General features: G+C 29.7%; 20 protein-coding genes and 1 pseudogene. 5 read left to right on the forward strand and 16 right to left on the reverse strand.

Features of this window, described 5'->3' with window-relative positions:
• Positions 1-561: 561 nt before the first annotated feature.
• From DY168_RS06765 to DY168_RS06820, 14 genes and pseudogenes are all read right to left on the reverse strand, one after another.
• Positions 562-2,340 carry an aminopeptidase P family protein gene (locus DY168_RS06765; protein WP_115641074.1) on the reverse strand — a complete coding sequence of 593 codons (1,779 nt, stop codon included), beginning with the start codon at positions 2,338-2,340 and terminating at the stop codon, positions 562-564.
• 166 nt (positions 2,341-2,506) lie between these two features.
• Entirely contained in the window at positions 2,507-3,121 is a 615-nt protein-coding gene (locus DY168_RS06770; RefSeq protein ID WP_115641075.1) for a V-type ATP synthase subunit D, read from the reverse strand.
• Between the two features lies 1 nt (position 3,122).
• Positions 3,123-4,505 carry a V-type ATP synthase subunit B gene (locus DY168_RS06775; RefSeq protein ID WP_115641076.1) on the reverse strand — a complete coding sequence of 461 codons (1,383 nt, stop codon included), beginning with the start codon at positions 4,503-4,505 and terminating at the stop codon, positions 3,123-3,125.
• A gap of 12 nt (positions 4,506-4,517) precedes the next feature.
• Entirely contained in the window at positions 4,518-6,275 is a 1,758-nt protein-coding gene (locus DY168_RS06780; protein WP_115641077.1) for a V-type ATP synthase subunit A, read from the reverse strand.
• Between the two features lie 11 nt (positions 6,276-6,286).
• The gene (locus DY168_RS06785; protein ID WP_115641078.1) at positions 6,287-6,898 is read right to left on the reverse strand and encodes a V-type ATP synthase subunit E; all 612 of its coding nucleotides are present in this window, start codon (positions 6,896-6,898) and stop codon (positions 6,287-6,289) included.
• Positions 6,899-6,910: 12 nt separating this feature from the next.
• Entirely contained in the window at positions 6,911-7,219 is a 309-nt protein-coding gene (locus DY168_RS06790) for a V-type ATP synthase subunit F (protein ID WP_115641079.1), read from the reverse strand.
• Between the two features lie 15 nt (positions 7,220-7,234).
• Positions 7,235-7,657 (reverse strand): ATP synthase subunit C, encoded by a 423-nt coding sequence (locus tag DY168_RS06795; protein WP_115641080.1) that lies wholly within the window; start codon positions 7,655-7,657, stop codon positions 7,235-7,237.
• 32 nt (positions 7,658-7,689) lie between these two features.
• Positions 7,690-9,669 carry a V-type ATP synthase subunit I gene (locus tag DY168_RS06800; protein WP_115641081.1) on the reverse strand — a complete coding sequence of 660 codons (1,980 nt, stop codon included), beginning with the start codon at positions 9,667-9,669 and terminating at the stop codon, positions 7,690-7,692.
• 18 nt (positions 9,670-9,687) lie between these two features.
• Positions 9,688-10,728, reverse strand: coding sequence for a V-type ATPase subunit (locus tag DY168_RS06805; RefSeq protein WP_115641082.1), 1,041 nt, complete (start codon positions 10,726-10,728; stop codon positions 9,688-9,690).
• Positions 10,729-10,740: 12 nt separating this feature from the next.
• Positions 10,741-11,055 (reverse strand): hypothetical protein, encoded by a 315-nt coding sequence (locus DY168_RS06810; protein ID WP_115641083.1) that lies wholly within the window; start codon positions 11,053-11,055, stop codon positions 10,741-10,743.
• A gap of 487 nt (positions 11,056-11,542) precedes the next feature.
• The gene (locus DY168_RS14990; protein ID WP_341458808.1) at positions 11,543-12,043 is read right to left on the reverse strand and encodes a 3'-5' exonuclease; all 501 of its coding nucleotides are present in this window, start codon (positions 12,041-12,043) and stop codon (positions 11,543-11,545) included.
• Positions 12,040-12,642 (reverse strand): annotated as a pseudogene (locus tag DY168_RS14995) (3'-5' exonuclease). The gene DY168_RS14990 and the pseudogene DY168_RS14995 overlap by 4 nt, the downstream one beginning before the upstream one ends.
• A 77-nt stretch (positions 12,643-12,719) precedes the next feature.
• Entirely contained in the window at positions 12,720-12,884 is a 165-nt protein-coding gene (locus tag DY168_RS15190) for a UvrD-helicase domain-containing protein (protein ID WP_341458809.1), read from the reverse strand.
• A 47-nt stretch (positions 12,885-12,931) separates the two neighbouring features.
• The gene (locus DY168_RS06820; RefSeq protein ID WP_115641084.1) at positions 12,932-13,981 is read right to left on the reverse strand and encodes an IS30 family transposase; all 1,050 of its coding nucleotides are present in this window, start codon (positions 13,979-13,981) and stop codon (positions 12,932-12,934) included.
• Between the two features lie 511 nt (positions 13,982-14,492).
• Between DY168_RS06820 and dndB the strand changes: the two genes are divergently transcribed.
• From dndB to DY168_RS06845, 5 genes are read left to right on the forward strand one after another with little or no spacing between them, the layout of a single operon-like run.
• A complete protein-coding gene (gene dndB / locus DY168_RS06825) occupies positions 14,493-15,578 on the forward strand; it encodes a DNA sulfur modification protein DndB (protein WP_115641085.1) in 1,086 nt (361 codons plus the stop codon).
• Between the two features lie 2 nt (positions 15,579-15,580).
• A complete protein-coding gene (gene dndC, locus DY168_RS06830) occupies positions 15,581-17,194 on the forward strand; it encodes a DNA phosphorothioation system sulfurtransferase DndC (RefSeq protein WP_115641086.1) in 1,614 nt (537 codons plus the stop codon).
• The gene (gene dndD / locus DY168_RS06835) at positions 17,184-19,337 is read left to right on the forward strand and encodes a DNA sulfur modification protein DndD (protein ID WP_115641087.1); all 2,154 of its coding nucleotides are present in this window, start codon (positions 17,184-17,186) and stop codon (positions 19,335-19,337) included. Before dndC ends, dndD begins: the two co-directional genes overlap by 11 nt.
• An 8-nt stretch (positions 19,338-19,345) precedes the next feature.
• Positions 19,346-19,735: a DndE family protein gene (locus DY168_RS06840; RefSeq protein ID WP_115641088.1), complete on the forward strand. Its 390-nt coding sequence runs from the start codon at positions 19,346-19,348 to the stop codon at positions 19,733-19,735.
• The gene (locus DY168_RS06845) at positions 19,732-20,922 is read left to right on the forward strand and encodes a cysteine desulfurase family protein (RefSeq protein WP_115641089.1); all 1,191 of its coding nucleotides are present in this window, start codon (positions 19,732-19,734) and stop codon (positions 20,920-20,922) included. Before DY168_RS06840 ends, DY168_RS06845 begins: the two co-directional genes overlap by 4 nt.
• Here DY168_RS06845 and DY168_RS06850 read toward each other — a convergent pair.
• The gene (locus tag DY168_RS06850; protein ID WP_115641090.1) at positions 20,919-21,566 is read right to left on the reverse strand and encodes a phospholipase D-like domain-containing protein; all 648 of its coding nucleotides are present in this window, start codon (positions 21,564-21,566) and stop codon (positions 20,919-20,921) included. The two genes, DY168_RS06845 and DY168_RS06850, sit on opposite strands and share 4 nt — an antisense overlap.
• Positions 21,567-21,782: 216 nt before the next feature.
• The gene (locus DY168_RS06855; RefSeq protein WP_115641084.1) at positions 21,783-22,832 is read right to left on the reverse strand and encodes an IS30 family transposase; all 1,050 of its coding nucleotides are present in this window, start codon (positions 22,830-22,832) and stop codon (positions 21,783-21,785) included.
• Between the last annotated feature and the right edge of the window lie 381 nt (positions 22,833-23,213).

Genomic DNA, 23,213 nt, shown 5'->3' on the forward strand with positions numbered 1-23,213 from the left:
TACATTAAAAATTTACTTTACATAATAATTATTATGTATCCCATGTGGTAAAATACTGGATATAACAAAGATCTTAAATAAAACACCTTAAAAAGCTAAGGTATTCTAAATCTATATTAAAATTTTAAATTATTTAATAAGTTAATGGAATATTTATCTTTTTAAATAAAAAGCTGTGGCACTAATTTGTTAGTGCCACAGCCCCTTTATTATCTACATACTCCAAGTAATATTAATAACCAAAGTATATTATTGTTATTTCCAGAATTACCACATTGATTGTTGTTCCAAGGATTGCAGGAGTTTCCTCCTGTATTACAACAATTATTCACTGGCGGACAACATGGTGTGCAATAACATTTGCATTTACATTTGTGTTTATGGCTCATATAAATCGCTCCTTCAAATTCCAACTTTCTTATGTCTAATTCATTATATTCCTACAGCATAATTTTTGTTACAACCATAAAAGGCTTTATTTAAGCAAAAAAGAAGTCTTTACAAGTTAATTTGCAAAGACTTCTTTTTGTTAATACTTCTATCTTTATTAATAACGTATCTTTAGATATTTCTAGTAACTGAATAAAGCCATTTTCTTTCTTCTTCTTTAAGATTTGGAGATAATTTTTCGTAAACCATCTCATGATAACTGTTTAACCAATCTTTTTGAACCTTTGTTAAAAGTTCTGGGTTTATTGCATCTAAGTCAATTGGGCAGTATGAAATAGTTTCAAATCCAAAGAACTTTCCAAATTCACTTTCACCTTTTTCTACAGTCAAAAGTACATTTTCAGTTCTAATCCCATGTTTGCCCTCTCTATATATACCTGGTTCATTTGTTACAATCATACCAAGTTCTAATCTTACATCACTTGGTACTGTACTTATTCTGTGTGGTCCTTCATGAACATTTAAGAGAAATCCAACTCCATGACCAGTTCCACACTTATAGTCTATAAACCTATCCCACATTGGCTTTCTTGCTAGTATATCTAAATTTGATCCTGTAGTTCCATATAAAAATGTAGCACTACTAAGGTCTATATGCCCTTTTAATACTAAGGTAAAGTCATCTTTTTCTTCCTTTGTTAATGGTCCCATAGCTATTGTTCTTGTAATATCTGTAGTACCATCTAAATATTGTCCACCTGAATCCACAAGAAATAATCCTTCTTTTTTTAGAACATATTGGCTTTCCTTTGACGCCTTATAATGCATCATAGCAGCATGATCTTTATATCCTGCTATAGTATCAAAACTTGGTTCTATAAAGAGGTCTTGCTCTTTTCTAAAACTTTCAAGTTTATCTGTTGCTGATATTTCAGTTATTTCTTCTTTACCTATATTTGTTTTAAGCCAATATATAAAGTTAACCATAGCAGTACCATCTTTAATGTGGCTATTTTTCATACTATTTATTTCTTGAGTATTTTTAACAGCTTTAAGCGTTGTTGTAATATTTGAATTTGGCATTATACTACATTTACTTTCAATTATCTTGTATAAATATATATTAGTCTTATCTAAATCTATTAAAACCTTATCCTTACTGTCTAGGTAATCATTTATTGTTTCAACATCATTATAATCTACAATTTGTATATTATCCTTATGGAAATCACTTAAATCAAGGTTTTTTACCTTGTTTTTATCTACAAATAATATTGCTTTTTCTAAAGTTACAAGGGCATAGGATAAAAATACGGGATTATTTGCAACATCTGATCCCCTTAGGTTAAATAACCATGCAATATCATCTACAGATGATATAAAGTAAGCTGTTGCAGCTTTTTTCTTTAATATATCTCTAACTTCATTTATTTTTTCAATAGCAGTCTTACCTGTATATTTAACTTCATGTTTGAACATCTTTCCACTAGGTATCTCTGGTCTATCCACCCAAATTGTATCTATATATTTGCAATTATATTCAATAGTTATTTCTTTAGTTCTAAATTCTTTTTCCATCTTATTGTATTGACTTGCAGATATAGTTCTTCCATCAAATCCAACCTTGTCCCCTTTATTTAACTCAGATAAGATCCACTCATCATAGGTTGGTACATTAGGTATGCCCATCTTAAATAAATATATACCACTGTCTTTTAACTCCTTATTTGCTTGTATGAAATATCTACCATCAGTCCAGAGTCCTGCTTTATTTTCAGTTACAACTATAGTTCCAGCGGATCCCGTAAATCCTGATATCCACTCTCTAGATTTGAAAAATTTAGCTACATATTCACTTTGATGATAATCACTACTTGGAATAATGTATGCAGATACTTTATCTTTTTTCATTTCAGCCCTTAACAGTTTAATTCTATCTTTTATATTCATTAACAAAACCCCCTTCTTGTATCTAATCTATTTTAATACCTTATTATACTATAATATCATTGCTATAAGTTTCATTCAATATAGTTTAGTAAAACAATTTAATAAAACCTTTCTAAATATCAAAAAAATATCACACTAAATTTTAGTGTGATATTTTTAATAATTACTATTTTTTGTGCTTCTTCTTAACCACTTTTAGTCTAAAAAAGTCTTCTCTTTCTTTTTCTTCTAAAACCTCTGTAACGAACTTAACTATCTCACCAAATTTAGGTATTTGTATATTTTGTAATGCATTGGCTCTTTTTTGTGTCTTTTTAACTTCTATAGCCAGTCTGTATATTGCATTTTCTACCTCTGCTAACTCATAGGTTAAAAATTTCACCTTATTAAATTCCTTTACAGCTTCATCTATAGAAGGTGTACTTCTATAAAATCCATATTTAGTTGTAATTTCTTTTTTCTCAAATATTATCTTTGGTACTTCTACTCCCATAACACTTTTAAATATTATCTCATAATCTTTAGATTCATCTATAGCCATAGCTACATCCTCTACATTTAGTATACCTGAGTTTATATTTGCATCCCTTAATGCCTCGTAGGCTTTCGCAAAGGTTGAATTTATGTCTTCTTGAAGTGAATATGCCTTTGACACATAGGACATTATTTCTCTTATTAAAACATTTCTCTTTTTATCTAACAATTCAAAGCCTTTTTTCGAAAATTCTAAAGAAGCCTTAGCTGATATTAATGTAGATTTAGTTGGAGCAAAATTTTCCACTTTACTTCACCACTGCTTTATAATATTTATTTAGCATTTCTGGAGATACTCTATCAAGCTCGTTTTTTGGAATTATGCCTAATATACTCCAGGCTAAGTCTAATGTTTCTTCCATACTTCTATTTTCAGCATAGTCTTGTTTTAAGAACTTTTCTTCAAATAGTCTCCCAAATTCCATGTATATCTTATCTGTATCTGATAGTTCATCTTCACCAATTACTTGAGCTAATGCAATTATGTCCTGTACTCGTGAGTAAGCAGCAAATACTTGGTTAGAGACATCTGCATGATCTTCTCTTGTGTATCCATCACCAATACCATCTTTCATAAGACGTGAAAGGGAAGGTAGTATATTTACAGGTGGGTATATATCCCTTTGTTGTATACCTCTACTTAGAACTATTTGACCCTCAGTAATGAATCCTGTTAAATCAGGTACAGGATGAGTTATATCATCGTTAGGCATAGTTAGTATAGGTATTTGTGTTATACTCCCCTTTACCCCTCTCATCATGCCTGCTCTTTCATATAGTGATGCTAAATCAGAGTATAGATATCCTGGGTATCCCTTCCTGCTTGGAACCTCTTCTCTTAAAGAAGATAGTTCACGAAGAGCTTCACAGTAGCTTGTAATATCAGTAAGTATTACAAGTACATGCATACCTTCTTCAAAGGCTAAATACTCAGCAGCAGTTAATGCACATCTTGGAGTTATAATTCTTTCTACTATAGGGTCATCTGCAAGGTTTGTGAACATAACTACCTTCTCTAAAACCCCAGCTTCTTCAAAGCTCTTTTTAAAGAAATTAGCATCATCGTGCTTTATTCCCATGGCTCCAAAAACTATACAAAAATTATCTGCGTTATCTCCTGATATTTTAGCCTGCCTTACTATTTGAGCCGCTAATTCATTGTGTGACATACCATTTCCAGAAAATATAGGAAGCTTTTGCCCTCTTATTAGTGTAGCTAGGCAGTCTATTGAAGATATTCCTGTTTGAATATAATCTCTAGGATATTCCCTTGCCACAGGATTCATAGGTCTTCCATTTACATCATATTTCTTTAAAGAATATACCTCTCCACCATTATCCCTTGGTTCCCCTATACCATTAAACTCTCTCCCTAGGATATCCTTAGATAATGGAATTCTAAATGATTCCCCTCTAAAGTGCACAGATGTATTATTTACCGATATACCTGTAGTTGGTTCAAATACTTGAATCACTGCTTTGTCTTCATATATTTGAACCACTTTTCCTTTTTTCTTCTGATTATTATCTACTACAATGTCTACTATCTCATCATAGGCTACATCTTCTACATTTGATAATATTATTAGAGGACCTTGAACCTTATCTAAAATTAAATATTCTTTTTTCACTTCAGTTCCTCCTTATTTATATTTCCTTATTATTTCATTAAAATGATGATTTATGTCCTTATCTAGCTCATCTATAATAGAAAAATCATCATTTGGTACATTGTATTTCATTTTATATAATGATTCCATTATGTTTTTATCTATAATAACTGATATAGGTGTACCTATTTTAACGGCCTTATTACCCTCATCATAAAAGCTTTCAATTACTTTTAACATTTTATACTGTTTTTCTAAAGGTACATAGGTGTCAAGATCATGGTAGGCATTTTGTTGTAAGAAAGCGACCTTTAAGCATTTAGCCACTTCCATTACTAGCCTTTGATCATCTGGTAGTACATCTTCACCTACAAGCTTTACTATTTCACTTAACTTATCCTCTTCATAAAGAATTTTTAGCATCTTAGCCCTAAGTTCTATTATATCTTCCGCTATATTTTCCTGATACCAATCTTTTAATAAATTAATATATCCACTGTAACTTGATAGCCAGTTAATAGCAGGGTAATGCCTTGCATAAGCAAGCTTTTTATCTAGACCTAAAAATGCTGAAACGAATCTTTTAGTATTTTGAGTAACTGGCTCTGAAAAGTCTCCACCAGCTGGTGAAACGGCGCCAATTACTGTTACTGATCCTTCGTTACCATTAAGTGTTTCAACATAACCTGCTCTTTCATAAAATTCTGCAAGTCTTGAAGGTAAATATGCTGGATACCCTTCTTCTGCTGGCATTTCTTCAAGTCTCCCAGATATTTCTCTTAAGGCCTCAGCCCATCTCGAAGTTGAGTCTGCCATTATAGCTACGTGATAGCCCATATCTCTAAAGTATTCAGCTAAGGTTATACCTGTATATATACTAGCCTCCCTAGCTGCTACCGGCATATTAGATGTATTAGCTATAAGTACAGTTCTATTCATAAGTGCTAAACCTGTTCTAGGATCTATAAGTTTTGGAAAATCTTCGAGAACCTCTGTCATCTCATTCCCTCTTTCACCACAACCTATGTAAACTATTATATCCGCATCAGACCACTTAGCTAATTGATGCTGAGTCATAGTCTTACCCGTTCCAAATCCTCCTGGTATAGCGCAGGTTCCCCCTTTTGCTATTGGGAAAAATATATCTATAACACGTTGACCTGTTATTAGTGGTTTAAATATAGTTTTTCTTTCTCTTACAGGTCTTGGAGTTCTTACTGGCCACTGCTGATATAATTTAAGTTCATGAACCTTTTCTCCATTATCTAACGTAACTATAACAGTTTCTATATTATAACTACCACTTTCTTTTACAGCTACTACATTTCCATGCATTTCTGATGGAACCATTAATTTATGAAGTATTGTAGGAGTTTCCTGAATAGTAGCATAAACATCTCCCGCTCTTAAATTATCTCCCACTTTAGCAATTACATTTGTATCCCATATCTTCTCTTCATCTAGTGATATAAGACCTATTCCCTCAGGTATAAACCCAGTAGATATGGAATTTATCTTTTCTAAGGGTCTTTCTATTCCATCAAATATATTTCCTAGTATACCAGGTCCTAGTTTAAGTGATAAAGGACTTCCAGTTGAAACCACGGCTTCACCTATTTTAAGTCCTCCTGTTTCCTCATAAACTTGTATTGTAGCGAGATCCTCTTCTAGTATAATAACCTCTCCTATGAGTTTTTTGTTACCTACAGTAACCATTTCTCTCATCTTAAAGCCTTTCATACCCTGAGCTTTTACTACAGGGCCATTTACTCCAATAATTTTCCCTTCCATTGTTTCACCTCCTAATCAAGCATTTCCATAACTTTAATACCTATTAATTCTTTACTCTCTTCAAGTTTTGAATATATGCTATTATCTATATTAAATCGTCCATCAAAATCTTTAATCATAATTCCTCCAATAAAGTCGTCTTTCGATACTTTAATTTCCACCCTTTTATCCATAAAACCTTCCGAAATAGCCTTTATTTGAGATTGATATTTATTAAGATCTCTATCTAAAACTATTAAATAATATTCACCTTTATTTAATAGTTTTAGATTCTTTGTTACTGTGCTCATAAGGTAATCTTCATACTCTTTTGAATTTACAAAGGTTAAAAGCTTATCTTTTATTTCTTTTATAGTAGTTTTTATAATATCATCCTTTAACCGTAACATCTCTCTTTGTTTATTCAAATTTTCTTTTGCAATAATGCCGCTTGCTTTAACGTTAGCCTTTCTTATGATTTCTCTTTCAGAAACCTTTTTGATCTGAGCAATTTTCTTTCTTTCAGCACTCATCTTAAGTTCTGCTTCTTCGTTAAATACTTTTAACTTTTCTTCTTTTTCTTCGTTTAATTTTTCATATATTATCTTTGAAAACAAGCTTATTTTATCTTCAATGGTGGTCATGTATTAAACCTCCTATATCTTAAGTCCAATAGATTCTTTTATATACTTAACTATTGCATCATTGCCCTTAATAGAACCGTGTCTATCTGGTATTTCAGCAAGTAATGGCCCCTCTTTTGAAACCTTAATCTTATCAACCTCATCTCGTATTAAAAGACCTATTTTTTCTGTTATTATTATAATTCCTATTTCTTTATGACCCTTTAGTTCTTTTATCTTCTCTAATATTTCTTCCTTTGAGTTTAGTACTATACCGTCTATACCAGCCATTTTCATTCCAACTACAGTATCTACATTATCACTTATTAAAAAACTTTTCATGATTATCTCCTTAAATTATAATCTTGAAAGTATCATTATAGAAATTATAAGACCATATATAGCGATACCTTCACCAAGACCAACATATATAAGAGTTTTACCTAATATCTTAGGATCTTCAGAAACAGCTCCAAGCGCAGCAGAACCAACAGAACCTACAGCATATCCAGCTCCAATAGTAGCAAGTCCTGTAGAAAGACCAGCTGCTAAGTATCCAAGTCCTGATGCACCAGCAGAAGTAGCTTCAGCTGCATGAGCTATACTTGGTATATTCATAACTAAAGCTGCAGTTACAACTGGTACAAATATACTTAAGTTTATCTTTAATGCTTTTCTCATCTTTTCTTTTCCGCTTATTTCATCTTTTCCTTTTTGTATAGTCCCGTAAGTTAAAGTTCCTACAACAACGCAAAATGTTAATGTTAATAATATCATCATAATAAATACACCTCTTAAAATTATTTTTAGTCTTATCTTTTGATTAAATTAAAATCTACTTTTACTGGTTCGAAGGGAATTCCGGCACCTTCATAGTACTTACTAAATAGTTCGTAATATTGAAGTCTTAATCCTTGAATAAATACTATAAGTCCCTCTAACCCAATTATAATTATATTACCTAAAATCAATATAAATACTGAGGCTACACCACTTTTAGTCATCTTCGCCATAGCTGAAAAAGCTACAAAAAGACCTACGTGGTTTAGTGCAAATGCTCCTACCCTTATAAATGAAATAGTATTAGAAAACATAGAAAGTAAAGTTTCTATAACTTCGAAGCTTGCCTCTATGAAATAATCCTTAGCACCATCAACAAATAGAGGTCTCTTTCCCTCTATTAAATGAGCTAAAGGTTGTTTTAACAAAATAGAAATTAGACATAAAACAAGAAATACTATCCATACTCCAGTAGGCAATATTTCTTTTTTAAATACCTTACTTACAACTAATGTTAAAGCAGCTATATAAAATAAGAAACCAGCTAGACCCTCCTTACCAAATATACCGTGTTCTATATCCTTTTTCTTAAAGCTATTAATAATCCCTAATATAAATCCAAGTATTAAAAAGGAACAACCAAATACAATTGCCCATATTAAAATGTCGTTTATATCCTCCATTGGTCTAATTAATAATGCGTCAATTATCTCTTCAGATCCAAATATACTACCATATAAGAATCCAAATACCATAGAACTTAAGCCTATTCTGGATAAAATACCTCCAAGATTCACTCTTTTTTTCTTATATTTTAAGAAAAGTCCTCCAAGTAAAAGCACTGCACCTTGACCTACATCACCAAACATGGCACCAAACATTATAGTGTATGTTATAGCAAGAAACATAGTTGGATCAATTTCTGTATATGTTGGTATTCCATACATTTGAACCATACTTTCAAAGGGTTTAATTATAGAATTGTTTTTTAGTTTAGTAGGTGGTATTATATCTTTATTATTTATTTCTTTTGGTGTCTTTTTAATAAAGATTATTCCTTCTTCAAATGAATTTAATAACTCTTCAAGATCACCCATAAGTGTATAAGGAACCCATCCTGACAAATAAAAGAACTCATTAGTACGAGCAGCGGTCTTCTTTATTTCTAGAGACTTTTTCTCTAACTCATAGCTATTTTCTAATGTTCTTATTCTTTTAGAAGACCTTATTAAGAATTCTTTCATTTTACTTTCTACTAAAGCTATTTTAGATTTATTACCTTCCTCTTCTAATATAAGTCCACGCATGATTTCTTTTGGAGTACCCTTATATTCATAAGGTAAAAGTATTTCTTCACAATTAGCTGATTTAAAAATTCTTTCTGCCTCAGAAATTAAAAGTTTTGGAGTAAAGGATATAAATATTATAAAATCTTGTTCTTTATGAACAGTTGTAACTGCTGATGGTATGTTTTCATAGTTGGCTCTTATTTTATTCATATTTTCTTTACTTACTTTATATAGCCCTACCTTGAAATTTTTCATATGGGACATATCTTCTAACTTAAAGGAAGCATCCTTTAAAAAATTAAAAGCCTGGTGAGTACTTTCTAGATATTGTACTCTTTCATTTAAAGCTTCATATTCTTTATGTAATTCATCAAACTCACTAAAAATCTGTTCTGTTTCCTTTTCTATTAATTCATAATCATAAATTACATCCATAAAATTTTCTTTAGGTATATTGAAATATGCCCTTTGTTCTTCTAGTTTTTCTAAACGCTTTAAATTTAAACTAAACTCCCTATCATAAACGTAAGGTCTAATATAACTTACATCCATCAATGTTTCTATATTATCTTCTGACGTCTCTAGCGAAAAATCCGAAGAATCTATTTCTTGAAGCGCATTTACCGGATGAATGTAGCCTTCTAATGCCAAGTTTTTAGTAAGCTTTTCGAAATCTAAAAAGGATCCAATCATATTTACCATATACATTTTTTCTACGGACATGAATTCACCCCCCTGTTATCAATGTTTAATGTTTATATACTTTTTTGAATCATTATCATCCATTTCATACCTCTTTTGCTCTAATATAGAGATTATTTCTCTTATTTCTATCCTATATAAAATTAAATAACTTATAACCACACTAAAATCCGACCTGTTTTCTCTTATAAATTTATTGAAATATTTCTTTTGAAATTCTTTTTCTCTAAGTTCGATAGTATTTGAATTATCAACTTCATAAATCCATGCATAATGTGTTTGTTCTATTACATCATGAAAATCTTTAATAGTTTTAGTGTAACATAAGCTTTTAATATCCTCTGGTGATAGCTTATAACCATCGTAAATTGTGTAGTTAAATAATTCCTCTTGGGTTATATCATAAAACTTTTTGCCCCTATATATCCAGCTTAAATTAGATAAATCAGCCTCTAACCCAATTATAACTTTAAGTATTTCTTTGTTTTGCTTATCTAAGTGTTTTAGCTCTTTTCTTAAAATAGAAAAATACACAAAATCAAGTTCTGTTTCAATTCTAAATAGCCCCTTTTTTGACACATCATTAGCTAAGTTCTTTATCCCATGGTAATATATACTTCCCTTTAATCTTTCTATTACTTCATCCGTTGATTTTGAAGATAAGAGATATCCATAATCTATAGTATTTAAACTATTTTCAGCAACAAGCTTACTTTCAATTACATCTTTGTCTCTACCTATATATTTACCTCTTATTATCACTTTTAAGTCTTCAATTTCCCACTTTAAGAATAAGTTTTTAACGAGCTTTCTATATTCACCATTGAAATAATTAATGAATTTATTAAATACTTTTGTGTAATATTTATTTAAAATAATTTCTAAATACCCTCTATGAATGTTATTAAAATCGTAATTTTGAAGCAACTCCCCATATCTAGTGTTTTCTTTTAAGTACATTAAAGCAGTTTTCAAATCCTTGCTTTGAAGTAATTTTAAAAAGTCTTCTTCTTTAAGCATCTTTCCTTTTAATGCTTTCACCTTAGCATTTACCGCAGTAAACTTAACATCATTTCCCATTCTATATCACTCCTAAAGGGAATGGATTATTTCATTAAAGATTTCGTCTATGATTTTAACTTTGTTATTTTCATATATTTCTTTAACAACACTTAACTGCTTTTCTTTTTCAATTTTTATGTCTTTAGCCTTATTTTCTGCATCACTTATACTAGACGAGAGTATGCTTATTTTTTTACTTTTAAGTTCCTCATCAGAGTCTTTATTCATAGCTTTGATTGATTCTTCTAGTTCCATTTGCTTTTCATCTATTAGCTCCATAATGTTTTTTCGATAATTTTCTGCATCTTTGTCAATATCAATAATCTTGTTTATTACAAAATCCATTTAACCACCTCCTGCATGTATATCTTTGTGCATTCATATATTCTATTCCTATCCTAAGCATTTGAAAAATAGAGCTTATCATAGCTAGGCTATGCTACAACAAGATTTTATGATATTAAAGGTTTTAATCTAAATGGTTACCTTTTTAAAGTCTTAAATCTCCATTAATAACCTTATTTGAAGTAATTTAAAATAAATATATTTAATGCCATAGTCGCAATTTTCAATGTATATCTATGATAATGTTTTCTGTAAATTAACATGCAGCCCTCTTATATCATTGGGTTCAACTTATCTAAATATTGTAATTAATCTTTAGATAAATGTAAGCTAGATTTAGTAGAACATATAATCCTAAAATCTAGCTTATATTTATATTTATATTTATATATCAATTAGACATATTTTGCCCAAAAAATATGTATATATTCTTAATATTTCAATTATTATATTTTATAAACTTATATATGTATATATACTACATAATTTATACAACATTTATATATTGTTTTGGTATTAAGCTTATAAATCTACTTTCTTCACCCTGTCTATAATATCCCCCTTCCGTATTACAAGTAATGTAAAGACTCTTCTTAGCTCTTGTAATAGCTACATAAAATATTCTTTTCTCTGCCTCTAGATTTTGTGTTTTTATCGCCGTATATGATGAAAAGGTATTTTCTTGTACACCTGAAACAAATACAGTATCATACTCTAAACCCTTTGCTTGATGAACTGTTATTATTGATATCCTAGGTTTCTTAGTTCTATTAATAATTAGAGCTTCTAGTTCACCATTAGAAAGCGATGTAATTTTAATTATATCTTGAAGCGAATCTTTACTAGATTTGCTCTTATCATCAAGCTCTTTTAACAACACATAAAAGTCCCTTAATCTTTCAATTTTACTTCTACCTTCATCACCAGTGTACAGTGTCTTAATATTGAAATCGTCTACTGTCTTACCAACAATTTCGTAGGGTCTTATATCTGGGAATACTTTTCCCCATACATAAGTACATCACTATCAATAAAGTCTGATAATGCTATTCCTAGTTTCTTAAACTCATCACTTTCAATAGCATCAAAAGTCTTATCACCTACACCTGTAGGTAATCGTTTCGCAATCGTCTTCAAGCCTATAGAGTCATACCTATTAGAGGTAAGATTTAAAAAAGCTATTATATCCTTTATTTCTTACCTTCTAAAAAACTTGAATTAATCTACTAATATAAATTCAAAGTTTGCAGCTTCATAGCTCATAATTCTTTTAAATTCTCCACCTAATTTTACATTGTAATTGTTATCCCTACTTAGTACACAGATATTATCTAAAGTTCCTGTTCTATCTACTAAAGATGTTACTTCATTAAATATAAACCTTGCCTCTTCCCTTAGATTACCCGCTACCTTTAAAGAGATTTTATCCCCGTCTTCCATGGCTCTTGATATAATACCTTCCTCGTACAAACCTTTCGTTTCTATAGGAAATGCATTTTGAAGATAACTTACTGTAGCTTTTGTTAAATTTCTTGTAGCTCTATAATTTATCCGATGGCTACCATCCGTAAATAGTTTGAAACTTATCTACACATATTAAAACATTATTACCCTCAAATAACATTTCGATCATTTAGTATTCTATAGTACTTGTATGTTGTACTTCATCTATCCATCATTTCTTTGCAGGCTTTATTTGTAAAAGTAATACATAAAATTTCCGAAGGTTTAGCCCTCCCCTTATTAATTATATTTACAATCCGCTTAGATAAGGTATCAGTTTTACCTGTACCCGCCGATGCAAGTAATATAATATGACAAATTGCAATAACAAATTGAACTAATTTCTATTTATGACTTAAATCGTTGAAATTACTTAGGCTGCATATATTATATCTAACTGTGCTTCAAATAGTTCCTCTGGAGTTTTGTATTTCAGTATCCTTCTAGGAAGGGTGTTCATCCAATCTTCTATGAATGCAATGTCATCAGCACTATAGTCTGACATACGTTTCCCCTTAGGGATAAAGCGACGTATCAGGCCATTATGACGTTCATTAGTTCCTTTTTCAAATGAGGAATATGGATGAGTGAAATACACTTTTGTATCAGAGTCAACTTCAATTGTGGATAAATCGGAAAATTCAGAACCGTTATCGCCTGTTATTGTTTTGAATACTTGGCTAAACTTATCGCCATATAAGTTACGGATGCTGCTAAGTTCATTCATAACTGCGTCAGCAGTCTTAGATACAATTCTACGCACAATGGCATTCCTGGTATTACGTTCAAGAATGGTTAAAAGTACACAGTCATTACCTGATTTTTCACCAATCACTGTATCAATCTCCCAGTGACCAAATTCTTCACGATTATTTATGTGACATGGACGTTCTTCAATACTTTTACCAAGCTTTTTCTTATGCTTTTTGATCATTGTTGACTTAGTATTCCAGCGTAGCTTTATTGGTAAGTCTGCATTTTTAACAAGTAGCAACCCAAGATCAATATAGTTATACAAGGTCTTGGTGCATACCATTTGAAAACGCTCAAACTTACCAGTTTTAAGCGCATTACCTACACAAGCATCAGGTGACCATGAATCATGCTGTATCTTAGTTACAACATAGTTAATGAAGTCAGAGCATTCTAAACGCTTAAATGTACGACATGAATTAAGACGATGTTTTTTATAAACGGCTTCGCCTGTATCTGCAAGGTAAATCTCAATACATTTTCCTTGTTTAATTTGAGTAGTAGTACCACGTCGTATTTCATTTAGAACAGTATTTATAGGACGATTAAGCTCTTTAGCTATCCTATATGCTGAAAACCCATCTTTAAGACGAAGTTGAATAGTCATGCGCTCTTCAAAATTCAAGTGTTTATTTTTACGTGATTTTATGTTACTATTTGGGTAGTCCATAGTGATTATCCTCCGTGTATATGTTTTTGTTTGACGATTAAATCATAACACAGAATAATCCACTATGGATTTTTTTATTAGTTCAATTTCATTCTACAACAAGTCAGTAATATAATATTTCTATCTAGTTCATTTACTAGAGTTTGTTGCTCCTTATTTAAGTTCATTTTATCCAATCCTAAACCTTATTAATATTTTGTATATTCTTATTAGTCTTTTAATAATTTAGCATTGATATCATAATCCGAAAAACACATTCTCTAATTTACTTATTTACTCTTAATTGCTTAAATATTATTCAATAATAACTATTATAACAAATGTAGTTATATTTAAAAGAGCTATTATTCATATTCCAATACCTCACTCCATTAATTACCTTAGTTGTTTTCTTCTTCAATATATAAATGCATTTAATATAAATATGTGTAATCTTAATTTAAAATCTTTACTTATACAAGTATATATACTATAATTTACTCAATATATTTACGTACGTAGGAGGTGTGTTGTGAAAAATAATTTCTTTTATACATTCCCTTCAATTATAGGAAAGCAGGCTGATAGAGATTTTTTCGTCATAATGTGTCCTTTATCAATTTTATCTAAATTATTTATTTTTAATGAGGATGAATTACCACCTGAGCATAGAGCTCAAAGAATCCTTAATAAATCAAGGATTCCTGAGATAACATCTTATATATTAAATAATACAAAGGACTATGTTTTTTCATCTGTTACAGCTTCTATAGATGGTGAATTTCAATTTATACCATTTGATGAAACACTTAATAATAAAATAGGAACTCTTAACGTATCTATGGATAGTCGTTTATTAATAAACGATGGACAACATAGAAGGGCTGCTATTGAAGAGGCATTAAAAACATTTCCTGAATTAGGCGATGAAACAATTTCCGTTGTCTTATTTATAGATGAGGGCCTAAATAGGAGTAAACAGATATTTGCTGACTTAAATAAACATGCTATTAATGTATCGAAATCTATCGGAATATTATATGATTCAAGAGATCCGATAGCTATTGTTACAAAATCTATACTTGAAGAAAATATCTATTTAAAAAACTATACAGATAAAGAAAATCCATCTTTATCTAAATTTTCACCTAAGTTGTTTACTTTAAGTAGTATTAATGAAACTAATAAAAAGTTATCAAATAAACTTAACATTAAGGATCCTAAAACTATTAAATTTATAAAGGATTTTTGGGATGTACTATGTGAAAATATGATTGAATGGAAATTTGTATTTGATAAGCACACTAATCCTCATCTTTTTAGAACTGATTATATAAGTTCTAACGGGGTAGTTTTGGAGGCGCTAGGATTAGTCGGAAATTTCCTGTATATAGATAACCCTTCTAATTGGAAACACAAACTGTCAAATGTTAAAGGTATAGATTGGCACAGGTCTAATTTAGAAGATTGGCAGCATAGAGTTATAGGTCCCAATGGACGTATTGTAAAAAGCTCGACTTATGTAAAATTAACAAATAACTTAATAAAAATGAAATTGAATCTCCCTCTAACTAAGGAAGAACTTAAATTAGAAAGGGATTGTAAAAAGGAGCTTTAACTATGAATATAGATTTACAAAATAAAATAGATGCTATACTAGAAGAGATGAAAATGGTCTATAAAAATGATACTCGACCATGGGTTATAGGCTATAGCGGAGGTAAAGATAGCACTGCTGTAGTTCAATTAGCATTTATTATGTTACAGAACTTATCACCTGAAGAAAGGCATAAGGATATTTATATTGTTTCCTCAGATACATTAATAGAGAATCCTATAATACTTGGATACTTAAAGGTAAACTCAAAATTAATAAATGAGGGTGCTAAATCTCAAAACCTTCCATTATATACTCATATGGTTCATCCTGATTACAGTAACACATATTGGACTAATATTATTGGAAAGGGTTTGCCTACCCCTACCTCTATAAGATTTAGATGGTGCACAGAACGTCTTAAAATTAAGCCTTCTAATGCATTTATACAAGATAAGGTTAAAGAAAATGGTGAAGTTGTTGTACTTCTTGGGGTTAGAAAATCCGAAAGTATATCAAGGGGTATACGAATTAAAAATAGAGAAATCGAAGGCTATCTTCTAACGCCGCATGGCTCTCTTGAAAATACTTATGTATACAATCCAATTGTAGACTTAACTACAGATAATGTGTGGGATATACTACTTAGCAATAATGGGGATACACCTTGGGGCTCAACTAATAATGACTTATTTAAATTATACATGGGCTCAGATGGTGGTGAGTGTCCATTTACAGTTACTAATGATAAAAATACACCTTCGTGCGGTAATTCCCGATTTGGATGTTGGATTTGTACAGTTGTTAATGAAGATAAATCATTAACTGGCTTTGTTGAAAACGGTGAAAGTTGGTTGAAACCCCTGCTAGATTTTAGAGCATGGATTTTAAGTATTAGAAATAAGCATGAATATAGAAGGCAATATAGAAGGGATGGAAATCATTATTATAAACAGATATATCTGGAAAACCTTCCATTATTGGAAGGATACACTTTAAATGATGATTATATATTTACTGATAAGAATGGTGACTATTATATAGACTTGAAAAATTCTAAAACATTAATAGAGAGTGGTAAAACCTTTAATTCCACTGATAAAGATAAAGTTTATCTAGAACTTATTAATTTAACAGATAATCTACAAATAGACCCAGCAAAAATACAATCTGATGATAAAGGTAACTTTATAAATATAGTTGGATATGGGCCATTTAACTTCAAAGCTAGGAAGCTAATATTAAAAAAACTCTTGGAAACTCAAAAGATTATAAATGAAGAATATGAAATTGAACTCATTACTAAGGAAGAACTTGAAGCCATTGATAAAATATGGGATGAAGAAGAAGATTTAACTCGTAGATCATTAGTTGATTTATATTATAATGTCATAGGTGAAAGACTCCCTTGGGATGACTACAAAAAAACTATCTTTGATAGTCATACTTTAACTGAAATAACAAATTTATGTGATAAACATAAATTTGATCAAAATTTTGTTAATAAACTTTTGATTGAAACAAATAAATATAAACATTTTGCAAATAAGACTATATTGGATAAGTCAATTAGCAAACTACTTAATCAAAAGCACTTGCATAAAGAGATTGTAGAGGATATAGGAAATGATAATTAATAGCATTACTCTAAAAAACTTTAAATCATATGAAGATAAAACCACATTTTTTTTCACACCTCAAGGTGATAAAAATATTATTTTAATTGGAGGAGAAAATGGTGCTGGTAAATCTACATTATTCGAAGCAATAAAATTATGTGTTTATGGTCCTACTTGCTATGGATACTTGGGACAAAATCATAATTATTTAACTAAAATTAAGAATAATATTAATGACAATGCGTTTAAAAATCAAGAAATAGAATGTTTAATTGAACTAAGTATTTCTTTTAAGCAAGGAACTAAAATGAAAAATTATTATTTAAGTCGTTCATGGAATTATGAAAAACAAAGGATACAGGAAAAATTTAAAGTATCATTGAATGGCGAAGACCTAAATGAAGAAGATAAAATTTACTTTGATAAATATTTAAAATCAGTAATTCCACCATCTTTATTTGACTTCTTCTTCTTTGATGGTGAAGAGTTAAGTGATTTCTTTACTGGAAAAAATGCTAATGCTAATCTTAAAGAATCAATACTTGAACTTTTTAATTACGATACTTTTGAAATATTAAAAAAGCAACTACTTGTCCAACAAAGATTGCAATCAAAATCAAATAAAAAACTAGAACAGGCTCAAATAAATTTTGATAAGCTATCTTCTTATACCGCCAATATAAAGAGGGATATTCAAGAGTTAAAAAATACACTTAGTTTACACGAAGAAAATCTTGATAACCTATTAGTTAAAAGGACTGAAACAGAAGAATATTTTAAAAATAGTGGTGGCCTTTTAGAATATGAAAAGTCTGCTTTAAATACTGAAATGAACAAACTTGAAAATGAGCGTACTGATATAAATCAATATATTAAAGATTTTTGTAATGATACACTTCCATTTTTATTAATAACTAATATTTTAAGTGATACTAAGGCACAGATATCTAAAGAAGAGTCCTTAAACGCTTATAACAGTGTTAAAAATAAATTATCAGGTAAAATAATAAAACAATCATTATCAAAGCATGGTTTAGTTAATAATAAAAGTGATTATATTTACAATGAATTAGCCTCTACTATGCTTTCAAATATGTTTGATATAAAAGAGTTAGACAATGTATTAACTATATTAAATTTAGCTCCTGAACAAAAAAGCTCAATAAATTTTATAATTGACAATATCCTATCAAAGGAAAATTCATATAAGGCAGAAGTTAAAAAAAGGTTTGCCAGAACCTTTAAAATAGCTTCAAAATTAAAGGCTTTAAGACAAAGGTTAAACTCAACTATTTCAGAAGACATCTTAAATAGCTATATGGAATCAATACATTCTATAAATGAAAATATATTAGACGCTCAAAATGCTTTAACTTTTACAAAATCAACGCTTGAACAGAAATATGAAGATTTGAAGAATAAAGAATATCACCTTACTAGAGCAAAAAATGAGTACACTACCTTACTTCAGAATTCTAATGTTTTGGAAATCTCTAATGACCTTATTTCATACTTAGATGAACTACTTATAAATTTAACTAAAGATAAAATTTCATTAATAGAAGATGAATTCATTAACATATTTAATACGGTAATAAGAAAAAATAATTATGTAAATAGTATCGTTATTGATGATGACTTTAATTCCACTCTTTATATTAATAAATATTATAGCACTAATGATATATTAAATATAATAAAAAATATTGGATTTGAAGGTTTATCTAAAAAATATGGTCCTAAATTCTTAGAAGACTTATACAATCATTATAATGTTACAACTAACAAAAAACTTCATGAAAATATAACTAAAGATGTGTTAAATTCAATTATATTAAGTACAAAAGTAAATATAAATGACTTTTCAAATGGAGAAAAACAAATTTATATTCTTTGTTTGATTTGGTCTATTATTAAAAGCTCTGGCGTTGAAATACCCTTTATAATTGATACTCCCTATGCTCGTATAGATAAAACTCATAGAAATACATTAAGCACTAAATATTTTCCCAACATAAGTAACCAAGTAATCATTCTTTCTACTAATAAAGAAGTTGATGCTGAATTATACAAAGTTATTAAACCTTATGTATGTGATGAATATTTATTGTTATATAATAATAATTCAAGAAAGACTGAGGTTAAAAATGGATATTTTTAGGTGTAATTATGGGATTTAGATTAAAAACATCAAAAAAAACAAAAGACATATTTGAAGAAATTGGCAAAAGCTCAAATCTTAAGCCGTTTGCTTTAAGTAAAATAGCAGTTTCTATGTCATTAAATTCTCCTACTTCTATTTTGCAATATGAAAATAATGATACAAGTGGATTAGAATTACAAAGATCTACTGTAACTGGTGAATTCGATTCAATATATAAATCACTTATGGAAATAAATCTTGGAAGACATATAAGTGATGATGAATATTATCCATGTTTTATGAAGTTGCATATAGATAGAGGTGCTGAACTTCTATCTAATAACTATAAATATGCTGGCGGTAATTTAGAAAAGTTTATAACCAACTTACTAGAAAAAGGAGATGCTAGTATATGATATATTTAGATAATAGCTCAACTACCCCTATTGATCCTGAAGTACTAGATGCAATGTTACCCTATTTAAAAGAGGAATATGGCAATCCATCTAGTCGATACTACTCACTAGCTGTAAATGCCGAAAAAGCCGTAAATAAAGCTAGAGAACAAGTTGCAAATTTAATGAATGCAGAACCAAAAGAAATAATATTTACTGGTAGTGCTTCTGAAAGCAATAACTTCATTATTAAAGGTATTGCTGATTATAAAAAACACTATGAAGAAAAAGGTAATCACATAATTACTTCAACTGTAGAACATAAGTCAATACTTCAAACATGTAAGTTTCTAAATGGAGATGTATTCTGGAATAAATCAGAGAGTACAATAGCTAGCCAATTTTTAAAGAAAAAAAGAATTTCAAAAAAAATAGATCGTGGATATGAAGTATCTTTTTTGTCTGTAAATGAATATGCTCAAATTCAAGAAGATACTTTCAAAGATTCAATAAGAGAAAATACTATACTTGCTTCTTTCATATGGGGGAACAATGAGATTGGCTCATTAAATGATATAAAAAGTTTATGTGCTATCGCTAAGGAACATGGGGTGCTTTTTCATTCTGATGCTACTCAAGTATTAGGTAAAATAGATATAGATGTAAAGAAGATTCCAGTAGATTTTATTTCTGTCTCTGCTCATAAACTATATGGACCAAAGGGGGTTGGAGCTGCGTTTATTAGACAGGCTGGATTATCAGATTACAAATTGACATCATTAATTCATGGTGGCTTACAAGAAAAAGGCTATAGAGGTGGAACCTCTGCTGTTCATAACATTGTAGGATTCGGAAAGGCTTGCGAAATTGCCAAAAGAGATATGAATTCATATATTAACAAAATATATGAATTAGAAATTAAAGCTAAAAAAATGCTAACTGACAAATATCCAGATATCAAATTTTTAGGAGACCCTGATAATCATATACCAGGAGTTATAGGATTATTAATTCCTGGTATTGTTAATGATATGATGATTAAGGATTTAGCTGATAAGATTGCTATTTCTTCTGGTTCTGCTTGTGGAATTGGTGAACCCTCTTATGTTATTAAAGAAATTGGTCTTGAAAATAAAAGTTCTCAATTTATTAGAATTACGTTAAACAAAAACACAAGATTATGTGATATTCAAAAAGCGAGAATTTAATTCTCGCTTTTTTCAAGTAAATCCTCAATAGTATATAGCGTACTTTCTTTTACTATTTGTTCTATTTCTTGTGCATATTTTTCATATATACCATTTTCTAATTTTTTCGAATAAATGGTTGTGGTATTACCTTTATTGTATGATTTGCAAGCTGGTATACTTTTTATAACAACACTATTCTCGTTTAAATGAAGTGCATGTGTAATTGCACCATCAAATAAATATATTTCTAAATTGCTGTCATCCCCTAAATTGACACATATATATCGCCATAAATTTAATACCTCTTTAATTTTACTTTTTATATCACTATTCATATGATTTTTATAGAATTCCATTGTTATGTCATTATTAAAATCGGATATAATAACCCTAACTTTTACTTTACTCTTTAATGCATTCGTTAATTCTTTCTCATTGTCCCTAGTCCATCTATACCCATATACATGTAAAATATCTATATGCTTTTTTGCAGCTTTAATTATCTTTTCTGAAGTTAGTATTGTTTCATTATTTATATCTATTTTATTTATTCCAAGTTTCATGGCATCAATTTCACTATTAATACCACTACTAATATCTACTATCACATTTTCTTTTTTAATACATTTATCTAATATATCTAGTAAACAACTTACTATCAAATATGATTAGAGTGTCTCTAAAAATACTTTTCCTACATTATCTGTCATCTTATACGTAATTATTAAAATACAAAATCCTAAAATTAAAATTAAAATGCATTTATAAGAGCTAATTAACTTATTCTTTAAACTAGTTTTTTCATTATTTTTTATTTTGACAAATTGCAATAACAAATTGAACTAATTTCTATTTATGACTTAAATCGTTGAAATTACTTAGGCTGCATATATTATATCTAACTGTGCTTCAAATAGTTCCTCTGGAGTTTTGTATTTCAGTATCCTTCTAGGAAGGGTGTTCATCCAATCTTCTATGAATGCAATGTCATCAGCACTATAGTCTGACATACGTTTCCCCTTAGGGATAAAGCGACGTATCAGGCCATTATGACGTTCATTAGTTCCTTTTTCAAATGAGGAATATGGATGAGTGAAATACACTTTTGTATCAGAGTCAACTTCAATTGTGGATAAATCGGAAAATTCAGAACCGTTATCGCCTGTTATTGTTTTGAATACTTGGCTAAACTTATCGCCATATAAGTTACGGATGCTGCTAAGTTCATTCATAACTGCGTCAGCAGTCTTAGATACAATTCTACGCACAATGGCATTCCTGGTATTACGTTCAAGAATGGTTAAAAGTACACAGTCATTACCTGATTTTTCACCAATCACTGTATCAATCTCCCAGTGACCAAATTCTTCACGATTATTTATGTGACATGGACGTTCTTCAATACTTTTACCAAGCTTTTTCTTATGCTTTTTGATCATTGTTGACTTAGTATTCCAGCGTAGCTTTATTGGTAAGTCTGCATTTTTAACAAGTAGCAACCCAAGATCAATATAGTTATACAAGGTCTTGGTGCATACCATTTGAAAACGCTCAAACTTACCAGTTTTAAGCGCATTACCTACACAAGCATCAGGTGACCATGAATCATGCTGTATCTTAGTTACAACATAGTTAATGAAGTCAGAGCATTCTAAACGCTTAAATGTACGACATGAATTAAGACGATGTTTTTTATAAACGGCTTCGCCTGTATCTGCAAGGTAAATCTCAATACATTTTCCTTGTTTAATTTGAGTAGTAGTACCACGTCGTATTTCATTTAGAACAGTATTTATAGGACGATTAAGCTCTTTAGCTATCCTATATGCTGAAAACCCATCTTTAAGACGAAGTTGAATAGTCATGCGCTCTTCAAAATTCAAGTGTTTATTTTTACGTGATTTTATGTTACTATTTGGGTAGTCCATAGTGATTATCCTCCGTGTATATGTTTTTGTTTGACGATTAAATCATAACACAGAATAATCCACTATGGATTTTTTTATTAGTTCAATTTCATTCTACAACAAGTCTATTTTTTATTTTTGACACCTTTCCAATAATATTTGTTTAAAATTAATTTACATCTACATACTATATTTTTAGATTTAAAGCTACAATTTAATTATTCATAATACAATCTTGTAAATAATTAGTTAATTTATTGCGATTAATACTACTTTAATTAGTTCGATATTCGATTCTATATCTTTATACACCTTCTTCATCTTCTTACATCTTAGACCAACATAAACATTAAAGCTTGTTAAATTATCTAAGGTATAACATCTTCCTCTATATAACTTTCC

The sequence above is a fragment of the Clostridium putrefaciens genome, assembly GCF_900461105.1.
GTDB lineage: Bacteria > Bacillota > Clostridia > Clostridiales > Clostridiaceae > Clostridium_L > Clostridium_L putrefaciens.